The organism is Chitinophaga varians, assembly GCF_012641275.1.
Classification (GTDB): Bacteria; Bacteroidota; Bacteroidia; order Chitinophagales; family Chitinophagaceae; genus Chitinophaga; species Chitinophaga varians_A.
In genome coordinates, this window is the sequence record NZ_JABAIA010000003.1 from 1,474,096 (window position 1) to 1,491,887 (window position 17,792).

The 17,792-nt window shown below is 48.8% G+C and carries 12 protein-coding genes; 5 read left to right on the forward strand and 7 right to left on the reverse strand.

All coding sequences use genetic code 11. The annotated features are described in order from the left end of the window. The first annotated feature begins 78 nt into the window (after positions 1–78). Both HGH92_RS28635 and HGH92_RS28640 read left to right on the forward strand, forming a co-directional pair. Complete coding sequence (locus HGH92_RS28635) at positions 79–1,059, forward strand: phosphotransferase enzyme family protein (RefSeq protein ID WP_168874237.1); 981 nt, start codon at positions 79–81, stop codon at positions 1,057–1,059. A gap of 109 nt (positions 1,060–1,168) precedes the next feature. Beyond that, positions 1,169–2,080 (forward strand): glycosyltransferase family 4 protein, encoded by a 912-nt coding sequence (locus HGH92_RS28640; RefSeq protein ID WP_168874238.1) that lies wholly within the window; start codon positions 1,169–1,171, stop codon positions 2,078–2,080. Here HGH92_RS28640 and HGH92_RS28645 read toward each other — a convergent pair. From HGH92_RS28645 to HGH92_RS28660, 5 genes are all read right to left on the reverse strand, one after another. Continuing rightward, on the reverse strand, positions 2,043–3,353 hold the full coding sequence (locus tag HGH92_RS28645; protein WP_168874239.1) for a protoporphyrinogen/coproporphyrinogen oxidase: 1,311 nt from the start codon (positions 3,351–3,353) through the stop codon (positions 2,043–2,045). The two genes, HGH92_RS28640 and HGH92_RS28645, sit on opposite strands and share 38 nt — an antisense overlap. A gap of 412 nt (positions 3,354–3,765) precedes the next feature. Then, entirely contained in the window at positions 3,766–4,950 is a 1,185-nt protein-coding gene (locus HGH92_RS28650; RefSeq protein WP_168874240.1) for an efflux RND transporter periplasmic adaptor subunit, read from the reverse strand. 12 nt (positions 4,951–4,962) lie between these two features. Further along, positions 4,963–6,198, reverse strand: a complete 1,236-nt coding sequence (locus tag HGH92_RS33685; RefSeq protein WP_211092772.1) for a TolC family protein — start codon at positions 6,196–6,198, stop codon at positions 4,963–4,965. Further along, entirely contained in the window at positions 6,195–9,377 is a 3,183-nt protein-coding gene (locus tag HGH92_RS28655; RefSeq protein WP_247655066.1) for an efflux RND transporter permease subunit, read from the reverse strand. The genes HGH92_RS33685 and HGH92_RS28655 overlap by 4 nt, the downstream gene beginning before the upstream one ends. A gap of 47 nt (positions 9,378–9,424) precedes the next feature. Then, the gene (locus HGH92_RS28660; protein ID WP_168874241.1) at positions 9,425–9,733 is read right to left on the reverse strand and encodes a DUF6660 family protein; all 309 of its coding nucleotides are present in this window, start codon (positions 9,731–9,733) and stop codon (positions 9,425–9,427) included. A gap of 103 nt (positions 9,734–9,836) precedes the next feature. On the opposite strand from HGH92_RS28660, the gene HGH92_RS28665 reads away from it, so the two are divergent. From HGH92_RS28665 to HGH92_RS28675, 3 genes are all read left to right on the forward strand, one after another. Then, on the forward strand, positions 9,837–10,532 hold the full coding sequence (locus HGH92_RS28665) for a LytR/AlgR family response regulator transcription factor (protein ID WP_168874242.1): 696 nt from the start codon (positions 9,837–9,839) through the stop codon (positions 10,530–10,532). A gap of 122 nt (positions 10,533–10,654) precedes the next feature. Next, positions 10,655–12,853: a response regulator gene (locus HGH92_RS28670; RefSeq protein WP_168874243.1), complete on the forward strand. Its 2,199-nt coding sequence runs from the start codon at positions 10,655–10,657 to the stop codon at positions 12,851–12,853. Between the two features lie 155 nt (positions 12,854–13,008). Beyond that, positions 13,009–13,212, forward strand: coding sequence for an acid-shock protein (locus tag HGH92_RS28675; protein WP_168874244.1), 204 nt, complete (start codon positions 13,009–13,011; stop codon positions 13,210–13,212). A 373-nt stretch (positions 13,213–13,585) separates the two neighbouring features. On the opposite strand, the gene HGH92_RS28680 is transcribed toward HGH92_RS28675, so the two are convergent. Together HGH92_RS28680 and gyrA are read right to left on the reverse strand one after the other, a co-directional pair. Further along, on the reverse strand, positions 13,586–14,839 hold the full coding sequence (locus HGH92_RS28680; protein WP_168874245.1) for a tetratricopeptide repeat protein: 1,254 nt from the start codon (positions 14,837–14,839) through the stop codon (positions 13,586–13,588). A 181-nt stretch (positions 14,840–15,020) separates the two neighbouring features. Further along, on the reverse strand, positions 15,021–17,615 hold the full coding sequence (gene gyrA, locus HGH92_RS28685) for a DNA gyrase subunit A (RefSeq protein WP_168874246.1): 2,595 nt from the start codon (positions 17,613–17,615) through the stop codon (positions 15,021–15,023). Positions 17,616–17,792: the final 177 nt, after the last annotated feature.

Below are 17,792 nucleotides of genomic sequence, written 5' to 3' on the forward strand. Positions count from 1 at the left end.
TATATAATTATATGTAATTATCTATTTATCATATGTATCTCAAAGATGAAAAAAAGAAAAAATAAATATCTTCACCAGATGAAAACAGTTTTCCCCGCTATTTATTCCACCCTCTGCCCCAAAGCACTGTCCTCCTTTCTTTCCGAAAAATATGCGCTTGAAAATGTTCAATGCAAACTGCTGGTGCGTGGCGTAGGCGATACCTATCTGGCGGAAACACCGGATAACCGTTTTATACTCCGCGTGTATCGTTCGTCTCACCGGAACATCTTACAGATAAAAGAAGAGGTAGCCTTGCTACAGGCGTTGAAAGAGAGGGCCATATCAGTATCCTACCCTCTCCCCGATATTACAGGGGAAACAGTTCAACTGCTGGAGGCCCTGGAAGGAGAAAGGTGCGCGGTATTGTTTAGCTATGCGCCAGGGCATGCGGTAAGACTATTGGACAATAAACAATTACAGCTGCTGGGAACGGAGATGGCACGTTTCCACCAGGTGTCGTCCTCCTTCGCACCGGAAACGAACCGATGGGAATTTAATATGGAGACGATGTTTGACCGTCCGCTTGAAATGCTCAGGGCCGGCTTTGACAGCAACCCGGAAGATTATGCCTGGCTGCAGCAGGCAGCCAAAGAAGCCATCGAAAAATTATCCGCTGTGAATGGATTGCCGGCAGGCTATTGTCATTTCGATCTCCTGCCGAAAAATATGCACTTCGCGGGCGATACGATCACCCTCTTTGATTTTGATTTCATGGGATATGGCTGGCTGGTAAATGATATCGCTGCCTGCTGGCAATACCTGTCGCTGGAAGTGTATACCAAAAGGCTGACACAAGAGGCGGCAGACGCACAATATCATATCCTGCTGGACGCCTACCGGCAACACCGGGCGCCCTGTGAAGCGGAATTGGAGATAGTGCCTTACCTCGCTGTGGGCTGGTGGTTGTTCTACATGGGATTCCATACTACGCACGATCAGTTTCATGCCTTTACGCAACCTGGACAACTAAAGCTGTTCACAGGGCTGTTAAGGCACTTTGTTACTTATTGGACGTGACGGCTTCTTCCTTTTGAAAAGATGAACGTGTATACTCCTTAACAAAACTCAATTCCGGCTTTGTTCGTAAGTCTACTTAATTTGTTTCACCCTGTTTTATACTTAGCTTATGATTTTGAATGTAATTTTACCTCTATTATTAGCACTTATTGTCACCTATTGTTTATTTAACATTTTACTTAGGAACAAAATCAACTTTAAGCTCATTGCTCAGCCCAATGCAAATACGGTGACCCATGTACAGCCCATCCCCCTCATCGGTGGACTAGGCATTTTTCTCGGTGTGGCACTTACCGCTGTATTTTTTTTGGAGAAGGGCTTTCCATTGGGAACCTATCTTTTAGGATTATTGCCCATGGCCGTTTTAGGGGTCTATAAAGACAGATTTCAAGCCCCATTGTCCTCAATCATTCAGCTTGTCTTCCAAATCACAACCTGCCTTATTTTATACTTTTATTGGAATGAGATAAGCCATCTCAGTTATAATCTAATAAATGCAGGTGTGTTTGTGGTAATTTGTTGCATCATCATCAATTCCTATAATTTCATTGACGTAATGGATGGATTAGCGGGAGCCTATATAGCAAGTGTGCTCATTCTACTTGGTGCCAGCATGATATATCACGAAAATATTCACCTCATTTCATTTGTCGCTTTGTTTACCGGGGCTATTTTAGCCTTCCTGAGATTTAATTGGCGGCCGGCAAAATTATTTATGGGTGACCTGGGATCATTTGGTCTCATTTATACAGTCTTATTTATAATCATCTCAATACGTCCTGTTGAAGGAGTTTCTACACATTTGGGGTACTTCTTTGTTTTCTTTTTAGTAATTATTGAATTTACTTTCACGGTTACCCGGCGGATAATGACTGGAAGGTTGCCATGGATCGGAGATGGGGTACACATAAGCACCCTCCTCTTAAAAAAAGGAATTAAAAGTCAAACTATAGTGATCTATGCAGTATTGGTGACAATTATTACTAATCTACTGGCTGTATTTTGTTTCCATGTGAAGTAGCGTCCTTTAAACCGAGACCTAATAATCGTGCTGTTTGTTTTCCGGACAAATACGCCTCCTCCATAGAAAAATACTTCCACATGCCATATCTCCCGACAGTTATTATATTATTTCGTTTAAGCTTCTCTAAAAAAGCTGCCGACGATACTTTTGTATGCTCCATACAATAGGTGTAGGCGGGCGCTATAAGGATACTGCTAACATCAAAAAATTCTATAAAATCAATGAGATTGCATTCAACCAGATATCGAACCACCATATCTGCAATCTGTTCGTCTGTATATGAGAGACGCCTGTTCTCTTCTATCTCAACGGAGATGGACACACATCCCGGAGGACAAGTAGCATCAATAACATTCTGTGGGAATCCGAGTCTATAAAAGGGAACTGTTTCATCCGGAATATATAGCCAATGATATCCGTGCAACAATGCACCCTTTATAACAATCCTCACATTTCTGAGGCTTGTAAATTTAAAACTATCATCGCTCAGCCCGGAATCAAATACTGAACAAAGCTGAGAAAGCGGGATGGAGGTAATTAAATGATCGTATTCATACTTCTTATTGTGGCTATAACAGATTTTCTTTTTGACATCAATTTCCGTTACCTCGGTTTCATAGATAATGTTTTCTTTTACTTTTTCAGCTAATGCTTCTGCCATCGCACTGATCTTACCGGAGGCCGGATAGTAAAAAAAATCGTTGTATCCGTGATAAGTGACATCTGATATTGCGCTCTTCAATAGTAACTCCAGATCAATTTTTGGGAAATAATTTCCCAGGCAATCTTTCGGAAGCTCATCTAACGGTCTGCCCCAAAGCTTTTCATTGTAGGGCTTAAAAAATAAGTCCAGCAATGTCTTGCCAAAATGGCTTTCAATAAACTGGCTTAATGTTTCTGTTTTTTCTCCTGCCTTTTCCCTGAGGACAGAGATTTCATTAATTATTTTATGAACATATTTTTCAGCCAAATATTTCAGGTTGTATTGCACGGGATAAGGCACAATCTTCTTATCAATAAGCACCGCAGACTGCTTTTTTACTTTTATAAAGTCCGTCGTACCTTTAATTAGGTCACAGAACCCCTCTTCCGTTTTCACATGCAGATAATGACCTGTATAGTCAAAAAAACAGTCATTAATCACATCTGTTCTTGCCAGGCCTCCCGGCTCGGCAGATGCCTCCAGAATCTGGAACGATATCCCTTGCTCCTTTAATGCTACCCCTGCGCCTAAACCAGCTAAACCAGCACCAACTATTACTATTTTCATAGAAATCTGCTATTGATTTACCAATAAATTGCGTAAAGAAAAGTACAGTGGCTATTATCACTAGTCGTTATTTACAACGATAGTCAGTATCATAAGCTAATCTCAATATAAGCTATTTTTTGATTTCATACTTCTCAAAGAAAAAATCAATCGCTTTGCTGTCACCGGAAATTGCCACCTTCAGGTTATCACCAACCTACGCAAAGACAATCTTCTTTGGGAAATCAAGCTCAGGGCCTTCACAGGTAAAACCATCTGTATCAATAGCGGTTACCTGAAACAGGTAAGGCCTTTGTTCATGCCGGTAGGTATCAGTAGTATCAACAAATCACGAAAAAATTGTCCCATTATATTCAGGTATAACGATAAAAGCCCGGTACGTCCGGGCTTTTATCATATAAGCAACTGTATCTTAGTGCCCGTGTTCTTCTCCACTGTTCTTCATTTTGGCCAGGAGGTCATATGCCCCTTTAACCACAATCTCTTTGCCTGGCATACCACCCGGAAAGGTAACTTCTGTATATCCCTGCTCACTGCTCCCCTGCTGTACTTCCAGCATCTTGAAGTGAAAAGTGCTGTCGTTCCCGGTGGAGTCTTTCACAAACACATAGGCTTTGTTTTCGAAGTTCACCACTGCCGCCTCCGGTAACGCCTGTACGTTGGCCGCACCGGCTTCTATCATGGCCTGCAGATAGGTGCCTGGCAGCAGCTGCGTATCTTCCTCTTCCAGGTGGCAGTGTACCCTCACCGTCCGCTCCTGGCTTATCTCGCGGCCGATCAGGTGTACGGTGGCGGTACGTTGCCGCGTTTCATTGGCGAGCGTGAACCGTACCGGCTGACCGATCTTCAACCGGGGAATATCTTTCTCAAATACTGTCAGCTCTGCATGCAGGTGCTCTGTGTTAACAATACGGAAAAGCACGTCCGCCGGGTTCACAAACTGCCCGAGGTTCACATTCACCTGTGTAACATATCCGCTGATAGGTGCGTATATACTAATGTTCCGCTGGATCGTTCCTTTTTCCAGCGCTGCCAGATTAATGTTGATGAGCGTAAGTTTTTCCCGTAATCCTTTTACCCTGGCCTGCAATGACTCATAGGAGGCTTTGGCCTGCTGCACGGTTTTTAATGCATTCACATTCTCTTTGGACAGTTCCTGTTGACGCGTATATTCTGTAGTGGCGTATTCCAGTTGGCTGCGGGCATCGAGGTAATCCTGCTGCAGCTGAATGTAATCCATATTCTCCAGCACCGCCAGCACCTGGCCTTTTTTTACGGGCATGCCCTGCAACATGGTCGTTTGACGGATAAAGCCACCCATCGGTACAGACACGCTCACAGCCTGCTGCGGCGGTACGTCCAGCAGTCCGTTCACTTTGATGGCACTGCTGATGTCGCGCTTCTCCGGCGCCCCGAAAGTAATGCCCGCTGTTTTGAACTGTTCACCGGTAAGTGTCACGGTATTTTCGGCTTCCTGATGATCATGTGCTTCGGTTTGTTTTTCAGCAGGAGCTTTTTTGCTGCCGCAGGATGCCAGGGCAAAGCCTGCCAGCAACAGTATAACAGCTACGTATATATGAGATGGACGTTGTTTCATACGAGGTTGGTTTTAAAGTTGATGCCCACTGAGGTAAGCAATATATAATTCAGCTTGTTTGATGTCATGTCGTGTTTGCAGAAAGCCTTGTCTTACGGCCATTACCTTTTCCAGGTTCAGGAAATATTCGGCATAGCCGATATCCCCCAGCGTAAAGGATTTAACGGTTTGTTGCTGTAACTGGTCTGCATTAGGCAACGCATTACCGGTATAGTATTCCAGGCTGTTGCGCAGTTTCACGAACTCCTGCACGGCCTGCCTGTATTGGCTTCTCAGCTGCATCACACTGTTGTCATAAAACAGCCCGGCAGCCTGTTGCTGCTTTTCTTCGGCCCTTACACGCGCCTTCATAGGCCCGAGCCACAGCGGCAGGGCCAATCCTACCTGAAAACCCTGAAAGCGGTTGCCTCCGGTGGCCAGCGGTGTACCGGAAGCATTCAGCCCGGTGCCTATCAGTGACTGGTTAAAATACCCGACTGTGAGGTCCGGCAGTATACTGTTACTGATAACTTTCTTCTGTTTTTCTGCGATGACAATGTTCTGTTTGGCAAACTGCAACTGCGGGTTGTCCGCTATGGCCTGGGAGTCTTCCTGCATGCCTGCATTGGCCTCGGGAATGGCGGTGCCTGCAATCGTTACCGGCGTGGCGCTGCCCAGCAAAGCCTGCAGCCTGGCCATAAAAATGGCCTCATCTGCCTCGTTCTGCCGCAGCAGGTTGCGTATTTCCTGGACCCGCACTTCAGCGGCTGTCTTTTCTATCAGCCGGCTTTCACCGGTTTTATAGCGCAGGCCGGCGCTGCGCGAAAAGCTGGTAAACAGGCTGTCCTGGCTGTGAAGCAAAGCACGTTGTTCGCGCAGGAACAGCAACTGCACATATACTTGTTTTACCTGGAACACCAGATCGTTCTGTGTCGCTGCTTTCTGCCATACTGCCTTCTCGGTTTGTGCCTGGCCCAGTGCCTTCTTGGCCCCAAACAAGGTGGGAAACGGAATGCTCTGCGACACGCTGAAGTTGTTGTCATTACGCACATAGCTGTTATACTGTCCGTATTGCAGGGACACGTCTGTCTTGGGCACTTCGCCGCTGGTGCGGGCCAGGTCTCTATAGTACGCCACGTTGGAGGAGGCTGACTGCAGCCCTTTGTTTTGGGCCAGGGCCAGTTGCACCGCCTGTTCCATCGTGAGCGGATGTGATTGGGAAAATGCCGCTATGGGAAATAGCAGGCATATGATTATGCGGAAATTCATGTGTTACGCTTTTGGAATATTTTTTCAGAATAGATGTACAAACAAGGCAATACTAACAGGGTGAGCAAGGTGGAGGTGATCAACCCGCCAATCACCACGGTGGCCAACGGTCGCTGTACTTCCGCGCCCGCGCTGGTGGCCAGCGCCATCGGCAGGAAGCCCAACGACGCCACCATGGCTGTCATCAGTACCGGCCGCAGACGCGTGGCGGTGCCTTGCAGCACAATTTCCTGCAGGTCGGTAAGACCGTCTTTTTTGAGCCGGTTAAACTCCCCTATCAGTACGATCCCGTTGAGCACCGCTACGCCAAACAAGGCAATAAAGCCTACGCCTGCGGAGATGCTGAAGGGCATGCCACGCAGCAACAGTGCAAACACGCCACCGATGGCCGCCATGGGGATAGCCGTAAAAATGAGCAGGGACTGCTTTACAGAATTAAAGGTGAAGTACAGCAACGCGAAGATGAGCAACAATGCTATCGGCACAGCAATGGATAACCGCGCGTTCGCTTCACGCAGGTTCTCAAACTGGCCGCCATAGCGGATAAAATAACCGGTCGGCAGTTTCACTTCTTTGCCGATGGCGGCTTCTATATCTTTCACCACACTGGCAATGTCCCGTCCTCTTACGTTGAAGCCTACGATGATGCGCCGTTTGGCATCTTCGCGCTGTACCTGGTTAGGGCCGGTGGCCATTTCTACGGTGGCCAGCTGTTGCAGCGGCACTTGGTTGCCGGAAGGCGTGGTGATATAAAGCCCCTGCACGTCACTGATATCCCGGCGGCTTTGCTGGTCCAGCCTCACCACCAGGTCAAAACGTTTTTCGCCTTCATATACCAGTCCTGCACTCTGCCCCGCGAAAGCGGTGTTAATGGCTTCGTTCACGGTGGCGATGTCCAGTCCGTACTGCGCGATCCTGTCTCTGTTGATCGATACCACAATCTGTTGCAGCCCACCAATCTGTTCCACGTACAGGTCACGCGCGCCATCAGTGCGGTTTACAATGCCCCCGATTTTTTGTGCGAGCGATGCCAGTGTGGCCAGGTCTTCCCCGAATATCTTAATACCGACGTCCTGCCGTACCCCGGAGATCAGTTCATTGAAGCGAAGCTGTATCGGCTGCGAGAAGCCAAAGCTCACACCGGGTATGGCTTCCAGCGCTTCCTGCATTTTATTGGCCAGTTCTTCCCGGCTGGAGGCGCTGGTCCATTCTTTCTTGGGCTTGAGTAGAATAGTCAGGTCGCAGGCTTCCATCGGCATAGGGTCCGTGGGTATTTCCGCGGCGCCTATCTTACCGATCACTTCTTTTACCTCCGGGAATTTTTTCATCAGGATGCCGGACGCTTTGCCCACCTTGTCAATGGTTTCCGACAGTGAACTGCCGGTGAGCAGCCTCGTCTCCACGGCAAAGTCACCTTCTTCCAGTGTGGGAATGAACTCTCCGCCCATGCGGCCAAAAAGTACCAATGCCACGCCAAACAGCGCCACGGCGATGCTGGTCACGATACCTTTACGGGTAAGTGCCCTGCGGATAACGGGGTCGTATATACGATGAAAGAACGCCATGATCCTGTCAGCGATAGTAGGCTTGTCAGAGATACGGCGATTGAGGAACAGCGCCGACATCATCGGCACATAGGTGAGCGACAGGATGAAGGCGCCCAGGATGGCGAAAGACACGGTCTGCGCCATCGGACGGAACATCTTGCCTTCTATGCCTACCAGCGCCAGGATGGGCAGATATACAATGAGAATGATGATCTCCCCGAAAGCGGCCGAGCTACGGATACGGATGGCAGAGGTATACACCTCTTCGTCCATTTCTTCGCGGGTGAGCTTCACAGCCCCTTTGCCCTGCACACGACCGGCAAGGTGGTGCAACGTGGCTTCCACGATGATCACCGCACCGTCCACAATGAGCCCGAAATCAATGGCCCCCAGGCTCATCAGGTTGCCCGACACGCCGAACAACTGCATCATGGCGATGGCAAACAACATGGCCAACGGTATCACCGATGCCACGATCAGGCCTGCCCGCAGATTGCCCAGGAAAAGCACCAGCACAAAAATCACGATAAGCGCGCCCTCTATCAGGTTTTTCTCCACGGTGCCAATGGCGCGGCCCACAAAGTCGCTGCGGTCGAGGAACGGCTCTATCACCACACCTTCCGGCAGGGTCTTGCGGATCTGCTCTACCCTTTCCTTCACGGCCTTTACCACTTCATTGGAGTTCCTGCCTTTCAGCATCATGACGATACCGCCAACCGCTTCCCCGTCGGCATTACGGGTAAGGGCGCCGTAGCGGTTGGCGCTCCCGGTTTGTACCGTACCGATATCGCGCATCAGTACCGGCAGCCCGTTGGGGATATTTTTGACCACGATGCGCTCAATATCCGCTGTGCTGCCTATTAAGCCTTCACTACGGATAAAGTAGGCATTGGGCTTTTTATCGATATAGGCGCCGCCGGTATTTTCGTTGTTCTTTTGCAATGCGGTGAACACGTCGCTGATGCTGAGGTTGTAGCTGCGCAGTTTATCAGGGTTGAGCGCCACCTCATATTGTTTCAGCAGTCCGCCGAAGCTGTTCACCTCCGCGATGCCAGGCGTACCAAGCAGCTGCCGCCGCACGTACCAGTCCTGTATCGTACGCAGTTCACGGGCATCGTACTTTTTTTCATAGCCTTTGGCAGGGTGGACAACATACTGGTAAATTTCACCCAGACCGGAAGATATCGGTGACATCTCCGGCATGCCGATGCCCGGCGGGATATTGGATTTGGCCTCGCCCAGCTTCTCGTTCACCTGCTGACGGGCCCAGTAAATATCTACATCATCATGAAATACAATAGTGACCACAGAAAGGCCGAAGCGGGAAATGGAACGCACTTCTTTCAGCTCCGGTATCACTGCCATGGTCTGTTCAATCGGAAAGGTGATCAGGCGCTCTACTTCCTGCGCCGCCAGTGAAGGCGACAGGGTGATGACCTGCACCTGGTTATTGGTAATGTCCGGCACCGCATCTACGGGTAGCCGTGTCAGTGAGAAGATACCCCACACGACCAGTGCAAGCGTGAGTATCCCTACAATAAGCTTGTTTCTGATAGAGAAACGAATGATCTTATCCAGCATAAACAGGTTGGTATGTAATAAAAAGAGGGTATGGCGGCCGCGCCATGCCATAGCGGCATCACGTCAGCACATCATCAGACATAATAAGGACGGGAAGATTATAACCGGGGAGGCTGCCAGATAGTGGCATACAACAATGGCAACGGTGCTTCCGGTAATACCGGGAATACCACCTGTACCTGACGGTGGATATATGACAGATGGATGATCTGCGCGGGCGTTACCTGTACGTTGCAGCAGCTGCATACGCACAGCGGGGAACAAAAATCCGCTGCCGCCTCATGGTGATGCGTGTCGGCGGAGGTTATTTCAGCAGTCTGATATACAGTCGCCGCCTGGGCGTCGTTGCACGGGATGCAGGACAACACCAGGATATAAAGGCTCAACAGGTATATCAACCATTTCATATTTACAAAAGTAAAACTTAAAAAGAAAAACGCTAAAGGAAAAACTGCATCTCTGTTGCGGGCCCGATGATTTTATATTATGATTTGTTCCTAAATTAGCCGCATGAACTGCCTGATAGTAGACGATAACAAACTCGCGCGCACTGCCATGAAACAGCTGGCCAGCCATGTGGAACAGCTGCATGTCACCGGCGAATGCAGCAGCGCCATGGAGGCCTACAATCTTATCCAGAAGGAAAAAATAGACCTGCTGCTGCTCGACATCGAAATGCCGGGCATGAGCGGCCTTGAACTGACCCGCAACCTGGGCAAAAAAAGACCGGTCATCATTTTTACCACGGTCAACAAAGACTATGCAGTGGAGGCTTTCGAGCTGAACGTGGCCGATTATCTCATCAAACCGGTGAGCCCCGCCCGCTTTATCCAGGCCATCGAAAAAGCCCGGGAAATCATCGATAGCAACAACCGCGAAATCCAGGTGTCAGATACTGAATTCGTCTTCATCCGTGACAATGGCATCCTGAAAAAAATCAGGACAGAAGACATCCTCTTCCTCGAAGCCATGGGCGATTACGTGAAGCTGTACACTGCACAGAAATTTCACGCCATTCACACCACCCTCAAAGCACTGGAAGAAAAACTGCCGGCCAACAAGTTCATGCGCGTACACCGCTCCTATATGGTGGCGCTGGACAAAATAGAAAGCATCGAAGACGGCAATATTATCATTCAAAAGAACGCTATTCCGGTGGCTGATACCTACAAAGCAGCCCTCAACAATAAATTAAACTTTCTTTAACAGTTTAACGACCATTTATCCGTTTTGACCGATACCTATTGCCCGTTGAACAATAATTTATATACACGGACCTTTATTATCGTATTTTGAACCGCCTTTCCTTCAATAGCGTTAATAATGTCATGCAGCCGAAAAGAATAAAATATTACCTGCTAGGCCTGTTTATCACAGGGATGATTTTATTCGTGGTACTGCAATTCAATTCAGCCAAGAATATACGGAAACTCATATCCGGCAATGAACAGCTGCTGCAGGAGCTGAACGTGAAGAACGAGATCCAGAAACTGCAAACATCGCTCGCCAAAACCGACAGCAAAGTGCGGGGTGCCGTTATCTCTCAGGACACCACACATGTTACCGGTATTGAAGTGGAAATAGCCATCATCAAGTCCGACCTGAAGGAGATCAATAAAATCGTTAAAAACGACAGTACCGAGAAACTGCTTACCCAGCTCAATTACCTGGTAGACGAGAAAAACAGTTTTAACCTCCTCATCCTCGATACCTTCTACAGCAGCGGGAAAAGCGCCGCTGAAAAAATGATCAACAACCAGCGGGGCAAGAGGCTGGGAGAAGCCATCACCGGCATTCTTCACCAACTGGACACCACGCGGCAAACAGAAGTGAACCGCACCACCCGCCTTATCGATACCAGCGGCCAGAAAGCGCAGAGCTGGGGCACCGTGCTGGTGCTCTTTGCATGCCTTACCAGCCTGCTGGCCTTCCTGTATATCACCAGCCGTATCCACCGGCAGGAACAACTCATTGAAGCGCTCGATGAATCGCAGCGCCAGGAAAAAAACCTGGCCGCCGTAAAAGACCAGTTCCTGGCCAATATGAGCCATGAGATACGTACGCCTATGAATGCCGTGCTCGGCTTCACCAACTTGTTGCAGGCCCAGCCACTGAATGAAAAATCGAAAGAATATGTGAGCGCCATCTCCGATGCCGGTCACAACCTGCTCGAAATCATCAACGATATACTCGATCTCTCTAAAATAGAATCCGGTATGATGCGCATCGAGGCTACTTCTTTCAGCCTGCGCGGCGTACTGCATTCCATTGACACCCTCTTCCACGCCAGGGCACAGGAAAAACACCTGCAGCTGAACATCACTGCACACGAGGAAGTGCCGGACATCCTCTACGGTGATGTGATGCGCCTCACGCAGGTGCTGGTCAACCTTACCAGCAACGCCATTAAGTTCACCGCTGAAGGCGAAGTGAACGTACATGTGACCCGCACATGGGCAGAGGATAAAAATGTTCGTTTACTCTTCACCGTTAGAGACACAGGCATCGGCATTGAAGCGGCACAGCTGGACAGCATCTTCGACCGGTTTAACCAGGCAGAAGCTTCCACCACCCGCAAATACGGCGGTACCGGCCTGGGGCTGACCATCGTCAAACAGCTGATTGAGCTGCAAAACGGATTTATCTCGGTGGAAAGCACTCCCGGCAAAGGCTCCACGTTCAAAGTGGAACTGCCGTACATGCTGGGGGAAATGATGCCGGAGAATACAGAAACATCTTATACCGAAAAGGACCAACTGCCTATCCATCCCAATATATGGTTGCTGGTAGCAGAAGATAACCGCATGAACCAGAACCTGCTGCGCCATTTGCTCAGCAGCTGGCAACTGCAATACCGCGTGGTCAATAATGGCAGGGAGGCACTGCAGGCCCTCGAAAAACAAGTGTTCGACCTCGTGCTGATGGACATACAGATGCCGGAAATGGACGGCTATTCGGCCGTGGCCAAAATCCGGAAGGAAATGCATTCCAATATCCCCGTGATCGCCATGACGGCCCATGCCATGGAAGGCGAACGGGAAAAATGCCTGCAGATGGGCATGAGCGATTACATCTCCAAACCCATCGATGAGAATACCCTGTACCGCATGATCCAGGTATATACCGGCAAATTCGGTTCCCGGGACATGCCGCCGTCAGGCACGCACATACCTGAAAACGGACATTCCCATCTGCTCAACATGCAATACCTGCGGGACCTCTCCAAAGGTGATAAAGGCTTCGAAAAAAACATGTTGCAACAGTTCGTGACACAGTTGCCCGAAGACCTTGCCATGCTCAAAAACGCTATCAGTATCAACGATCCCGTGAGCATCCGGGCCACCGCCCACAACCTGAAGACAACAGTGTCTTTTACCGGGCTGGAAACACACCTCTACCCTATTCTCGAACAACTGGAACAGACCGACGAAAATAACTATAATGCAGATACGGCCAACGAACTGTTCTATACCCTGAAACAGCTGTGTTTACAGGCGATACAGGAGGCCATTGATATCACGATTTAACCCGGTCATCCCCCGATACGACCGTTCATTTTTCCTTTTTCAACGACAGTAATAACCAGTTCACCGAAACCTCCGCTTCTCACGTCGTTACCGGCATTATTTTTACATCACAATACTGAACAAAACATCATTAATCATTTAAAAAGACAATCATCATGAAAAAAGTTATCGCTGCTGCACTGGTACTGAGCATTTCTGCTGCTTCTTTCGCACAGGCTCCTGCTGCTAAACCTGCTAAAAAAGAAAAAGCTAAAACTGAAGCTAAAGCAGAAGCAAAACCAGCTGCTGACACAACTAAGAAAGCTCATCACGAACACAAAAAAGCTGAAGCTAAGCCTGCTGCAAAAAAAGCTGCTTAATTCACCATTATACAGCGTTTGAGTTAAAGAATAGCTCCGGGTAGCCCCGGAGCTATTCTTTTTTATGTGCGTGTTAAAACGAACGCTATTGTCCCAGGGCTGAAGCCCTGGGCTACGTTCTGATTCAGGTGTCTTTATTGGCGTAAACCCTGAGTAATTGATGAATGTCCTTCCAGAATAATCTCTAACGTATACGCTGGTATGGAAGTATATGACTCTGCTTTAAGCTGCGGAGTTTATTATCCATAAATACAGAACTCTTACACCCAAAAGAAATTGAATCAGAACGTAGTCCAGGGCTTCAGCCCTGGGACAAAAAAAAATCCGCCGTTGCCGGCGGATCTTTTCTCAATTATAATGTATATGCTATTTACTATTTCAGTGCTTCCAGTTTCTTTTTCACTTCTTCTACTTTCGCAGTCTGGTTTTTGATAGCGTAGATTTTCTGCAGGGCATACAGGCAGCTTTCGTAAGTCTGTTTGTCACCGGCGTCGAGGCTGCTGGCTTTAGCAGTGAAAGCGGCATCAGCTTTTTCGAAGAAAGGCAATGCCTGGTTCATAAGGCCTTCTACTTTACCTTGCAGTTCTTTTGCTTTAGGAGAAGTCTGTTGTTTGCTGTCCAGTTCATTCAGTTGTTTGTTGTATACAACTGCCTTGTTGAAGTACAGCGCACCCAGCTGGAAGTTGGCGGTAGCGTCGTTAGCGTTCAGTTCCAGTACTTTTTTATAGGCGCCTTCAGCTTTACCGATCAGCTCTTCGTAGTTAGCTGGTTTGGGAGCGTCGTTACCTTTTTCGTCGCGGGGATTAGCGAGGTTGTCTACACGGATAGCGTAGTCCAGTACAGCGGCTTCGTCTTTAGGGTTGTCGGCCATTTTCTTTTCCAGCATGGACAGTAATTCGTTGGTTTTACCGGTTTTGCTGTAGAAAGCCATTTCCATATCGTTGAAGCGTTTATCCTTAGGGAATAAAGCTTTACCTTGTTCGATGGTTTTGAGCCAGTTGGCCTGGTCGCCTTTTTCTTCATACAGCTGGCCCAGTACTACGTACAGTGCAGGTTCGCCTTTGAACTGCAGGTCAGCGGCTTTTTTCAGGTAGGTGAAAGCATCATCTTTCTTATTGGCCTGGTTAGCTGCGTAACCGGTGTAGAAGGTCAGTGCGGTATCGGTAGGGATAGTGGTGCCCAGGTTTTTGCTGTTGTAGTATTCAGCGATTTCGAACGCATGTTTGAAATCCACCAGGGAGGAATCCCATTTCTGTTCGTTGAGGAAACCGTAACCGGCGTTGGCCACAGTAGCGTATACATTGAACATAGGGCCGCTCATCTCCAGGATAGCCTCTTTCATTTTAGGATCGATTTCCAGTGCTTTTTTGAAAGAGTTATAGGCTTCGAGGGCAAGACCAGCGCTTTTTTGTTTGGTGCCCATTGCTTCGAGGATTTTGCCGTTTACCAGCCAGGTCTTTGCGTCGTTTTTGGTCTTGTCGTTCTGTAACGCTGCATCGATATCTGCCTTGGCTTTCTCCAGATCTTGTTTCTTCAGGTTCTCATCTGCGCTGCTTACTTTTGCTCTTTGGGCCATCACCGATACGCCGGCCGTACAAAAGAGAAGAGATACCAATAATTTTTTCATGTCTCTAGTTTTTAGTTGCTGATTACAATAAGAGTATGGTGCTCCCAATAATCCAATACAATCGGGCCCATCGTTACCACTAAAGCCGGCTGTACTTTTTTTATCAGTTTAGGCAGGAGACACCTTTTGAAGGGGCATCTCCTGCCATAAGCGGGTTAATTTTTTCAGTTTGCTGTGAATACTATTCCTGCGGCGTTTCAGGTCCTTCCGCTGCAGTATCCTGTTCAGTATCAGTATCTGTGCTGGTGTCAGCGATGCTGTCGTTGGCTACAGTGTTTTCTTCTCCTTCCAGTACTTCTGCGGTTTCCTCTTCCTGCTCATCGAGACGGGCCACTGCTGCTATTTCATCAGCGTCGTCCAGACGGATCAGGCGCACGCCCTGAGTGGCACGTCCTGCTTCGCGGATATCAGCCACCGCCATGCGGATGGTGATGCCGGATTTACAGGTGATCATCAGGTCATGTTTTTCCGTTACGTCCAGGATGGCGATCAGGTTACCGGTTTTTTCAGTGATATTGATGGTTTTCACCCCTTTACCACCTCTGTTGGTGATACGGTATTCCTCGATGTTGGTGCGTTTGCCGAAACCTTTTTCAGAAACTACCAGTATCGTCCTGGAGTCGTCGTCTTTGTTTACACAAATCATACCAACTACCTCATCTTTTTCGCTGTCCACTTCAATACCTCTTACGCCGATGGCGCCGCGACCGGTGTCACGCACGGTATTTTCCGGGAAGCGGATAGCGCGGCCGCTCTGGATGGCCATCATGATCTGGCTGTCGCCGGTAGTCAGTTTGGCTTCCAGCAGCTGGTCCCCTTCGTTGATGGTGATGGCATTCACCCCGTTCTGACGGGGACGGGAGAATTCTTCCAGCAGTGTTTTCTTGATGATACCTTTTTTGGTACAGAGAACGATATAGTGATTGTTGATATAATCTTTATCGCCCAGGTCTTTGATATCGATGATCGCGCGGATCTTGTCATCGCCCGGCAGCTGGATCATATTCTGGATAGCACGTCCTTTACCGCTCTTCTCGCCTTCCGGTATTTCGTATACCTTAAGCCAGTAGCAGCGTCCTTTTTCAGTAAAGAACAGCATGGTATGGTGCGTGGAAGCCACGAACAGGTGTTCAATGTAATCTTCGTCGCGGGTCCTGCCGCCGATGGCGCCACGGCCGCCGCGTTTCTGCTGACGGTAGTCGTATGCAGAGGTACGTTTGATATAACCCAGGTGGGAAATAGTGATCACCACGTCTTCTTCCGCGATGATATCTTCAATTCTCATTTCGCTGGCGAGGTACTGGATTTCGGTTTTGCGTTCATCACCGAATTTCTTTTTCACCTCTTCCAGTTCTTCCCGGATGATCTTCATACGGAGCGACTCGTCGTTAAGCACATCTTTCAACCAGGCGATGAGTTTCATCACTTCGTCGTATTCCGCACGGATCTTATCGCGTTCCATGCCTGTGAGGCGTTGCAGGCGCAGTTCCAGGATGGCTTTGGCCTGTATTTCGGAGAGGCCGAACTGGCTCATCAGTCCGTCTCTGGCCACGTCCGGCGTATTGGAGGCACGGATCAGGGCGATCACCTCGTCCAGGTGGTCCAGTGCGATCAGGTAGCCGGCGAGGATATGCGCTTTTTCTTCCGCTTTGCGGAGGTCGAAGCGGGTCCTTCTGACCACTACTTCGTGGCGGAAGTCGATGAACTCTGCCAGCATGTCCTTCAGGTTGAGGATACGCGGACGGCCTTTCACCAGGGCCACGTTGTTGATACCGTAGGAAGTCTGCAGCTCGGAGTATTTATAGAGCTGGTTGATGATCACGTTGGAGATAGCTTCCTTTTTCAGGTCTATTACCAGGCGCATCCCTTCGCGGTCACTCTCGTCACGTACGTCGGTGATGCCTTCGATGATCTTGTCGTTTACCAGCTGTGCGATTTTCTGGTGCAGGATGGCTTTGTTGATCTGGTAGGGCAGTTCATAGATCACCAGTCTTTCGCGGCCGTTTTTAGCCGTTTCCGCGGTGATTTTACCTCTTACCACCACTCTGCCCCTTCCGGTCTCGAAGCCCTGTTTAACGCCTTCAAAACCATATATGGTGCCACCTGTCGGGAAGTCAGGGGCCTTCACGTGTTTGATCAGTTCTTCAACGGTGATGTCCCGATTTTCGATATAGGCCACTGCGCCGTCCACTACTTCAGAGAGGTTATGGGGCATAATGTTGGTGGCCATCCCTACCGCGATACCGGAAGCGCCGTTGACCAGCAGGTTCGGAATGCGGGTAGGCAACACCGTAGGTTCTTCCAGGGTGTCGTCGAAGTTGTTGGTGAAATCCACCGTTTCTTTTTCGATGTCTTCCAGCATCGCTTCCGCAATGCGTTGAAGACGGATTTCGGTGTAACGCATCGCAGCGGGCATGTCACCATCTACGGAGCCGAAGTTACCCTGGCCGTCCACCATGGGATAGCGCATGCTCCAGGGCTGGGCCAAACGTACAATGGTGTCGTAGATAGAGGCGTCACCATGGGGGTGATACTTACCCATTACCTCACCCACCACACGCGCTGACTTCTTGTAGGGCTTGTTGCTGTGGTTGCCCAACTCGTTCATTCCGAATAAAACGCGGCGGTGTACAGGCTTTAAACCATCTCTCACATCGGGCAAGGCACGACCCACGATTACAGACATTGAGTAATCGATGTAGGCCGTTTTCATTTGTTCCTCGATATTAATCTGGACAATTCTCCCTTCCTGCTGATTTTCCGTGTGCTCTGTCATTTTGTGTGTTGATTTACAGTTTTTTCTGCTGAAAACAGATAAGGGCAAATATAGCCATTTCAGGGCTTATTATGGCCTAAAACCGAAGAAATGTGAATAAAAACATCATTGTGTTAATCAATTATATAGCGCAATCGATATATGACTGATTTTTCCCATAACGAACAACCATTTTTT

Excerpts from the sequence above, each read along its gene's own strand:
- HGH92_RS28635 (WP_168874237.1), top strand. The coding sequence starts at position 79 with ATGAAAACAGTTTTCCCCGCTATTTATTCCACCCTCTGCCCCAAAGCA.
- HGH92_RS28640 (WP_168874238.1), top strand. The coding sequence starts at position 1,169 with ATGATTTTGAATGTAATTTTACCTCTATTATTAGCACTTATTGTCACC.
- HGH92_RS28645 (WP_168874239.1), bottom strand. The coding sequence starts at position 3,353 with ATGAAAATAGTAATAGTTGGTGCTGGTTTAGCTGGTTTAGGCGCAGGG.
- HGH92_RS28650 (WP_168874240.1), bottom strand. The coding sequence starts at position 4,950 with ATGAAACAACGTCCATCTCATATATACGTAGCTGTTATACTGTTGCTG.
- HGH92_RS33685 (WP_211092772.1), bottom strand. The coding sequence starts at position 6,198 with ATGAATTTCCGCATAATCATATGCCTGCTATTTCCCATAGCGGCATTT.
- HGH92_RS28655 (WP_247655066.1), bottom strand. The coding sequence starts at position 9,377 with ATGGCATGGCGCGGCCGCCATACCCTCTTTTTATTACATACCAACCTG.
- HGH92_RS28660 (WP_168874241.1), bottom strand. The coding sequence starts at position 9,733 with ATGAAATGGTTGATATACCTGTTGAGCCTTTATATCCTGGTGTTGTCC.
- HGH92_RS28665 (WP_168874242.1), top strand. The coding sequence starts at position 9,837 with ATGAACTGCCTGATAGTAGACGATAACAAACTCGCGCGCACTGCCATG.
- HGH92_RS28670 (WP_168874243.1), top strand. The coding sequence starts at position 10,655 with ATGCAGCCGAAAAGAATAAAATATTACCTGCTAGGCCTGTTTATCACA.
- HGH92_RS28675 (WP_168874244.1), top strand. The coding sequence starts at position 13,009 with ATGAAAAAAGTTATCGCTGCTGCACTGGTACTGAGCATTTCTGCTGCT.
- HGH92_RS28680 (WP_168874245.1), bottom strand. The coding sequence starts at position 14,839 with ATGAAAAAATTATTGGTATCTCTTCTCTTTTGTACGGCCGGCGTATCG.
- gyrA (WP_168874246.1), bottom strand. The coding sequence starts at position 17,615 with ATGACAGAGCACACGGAAAATCAGCAGGAAGGGAGAATTGTCCAGATT.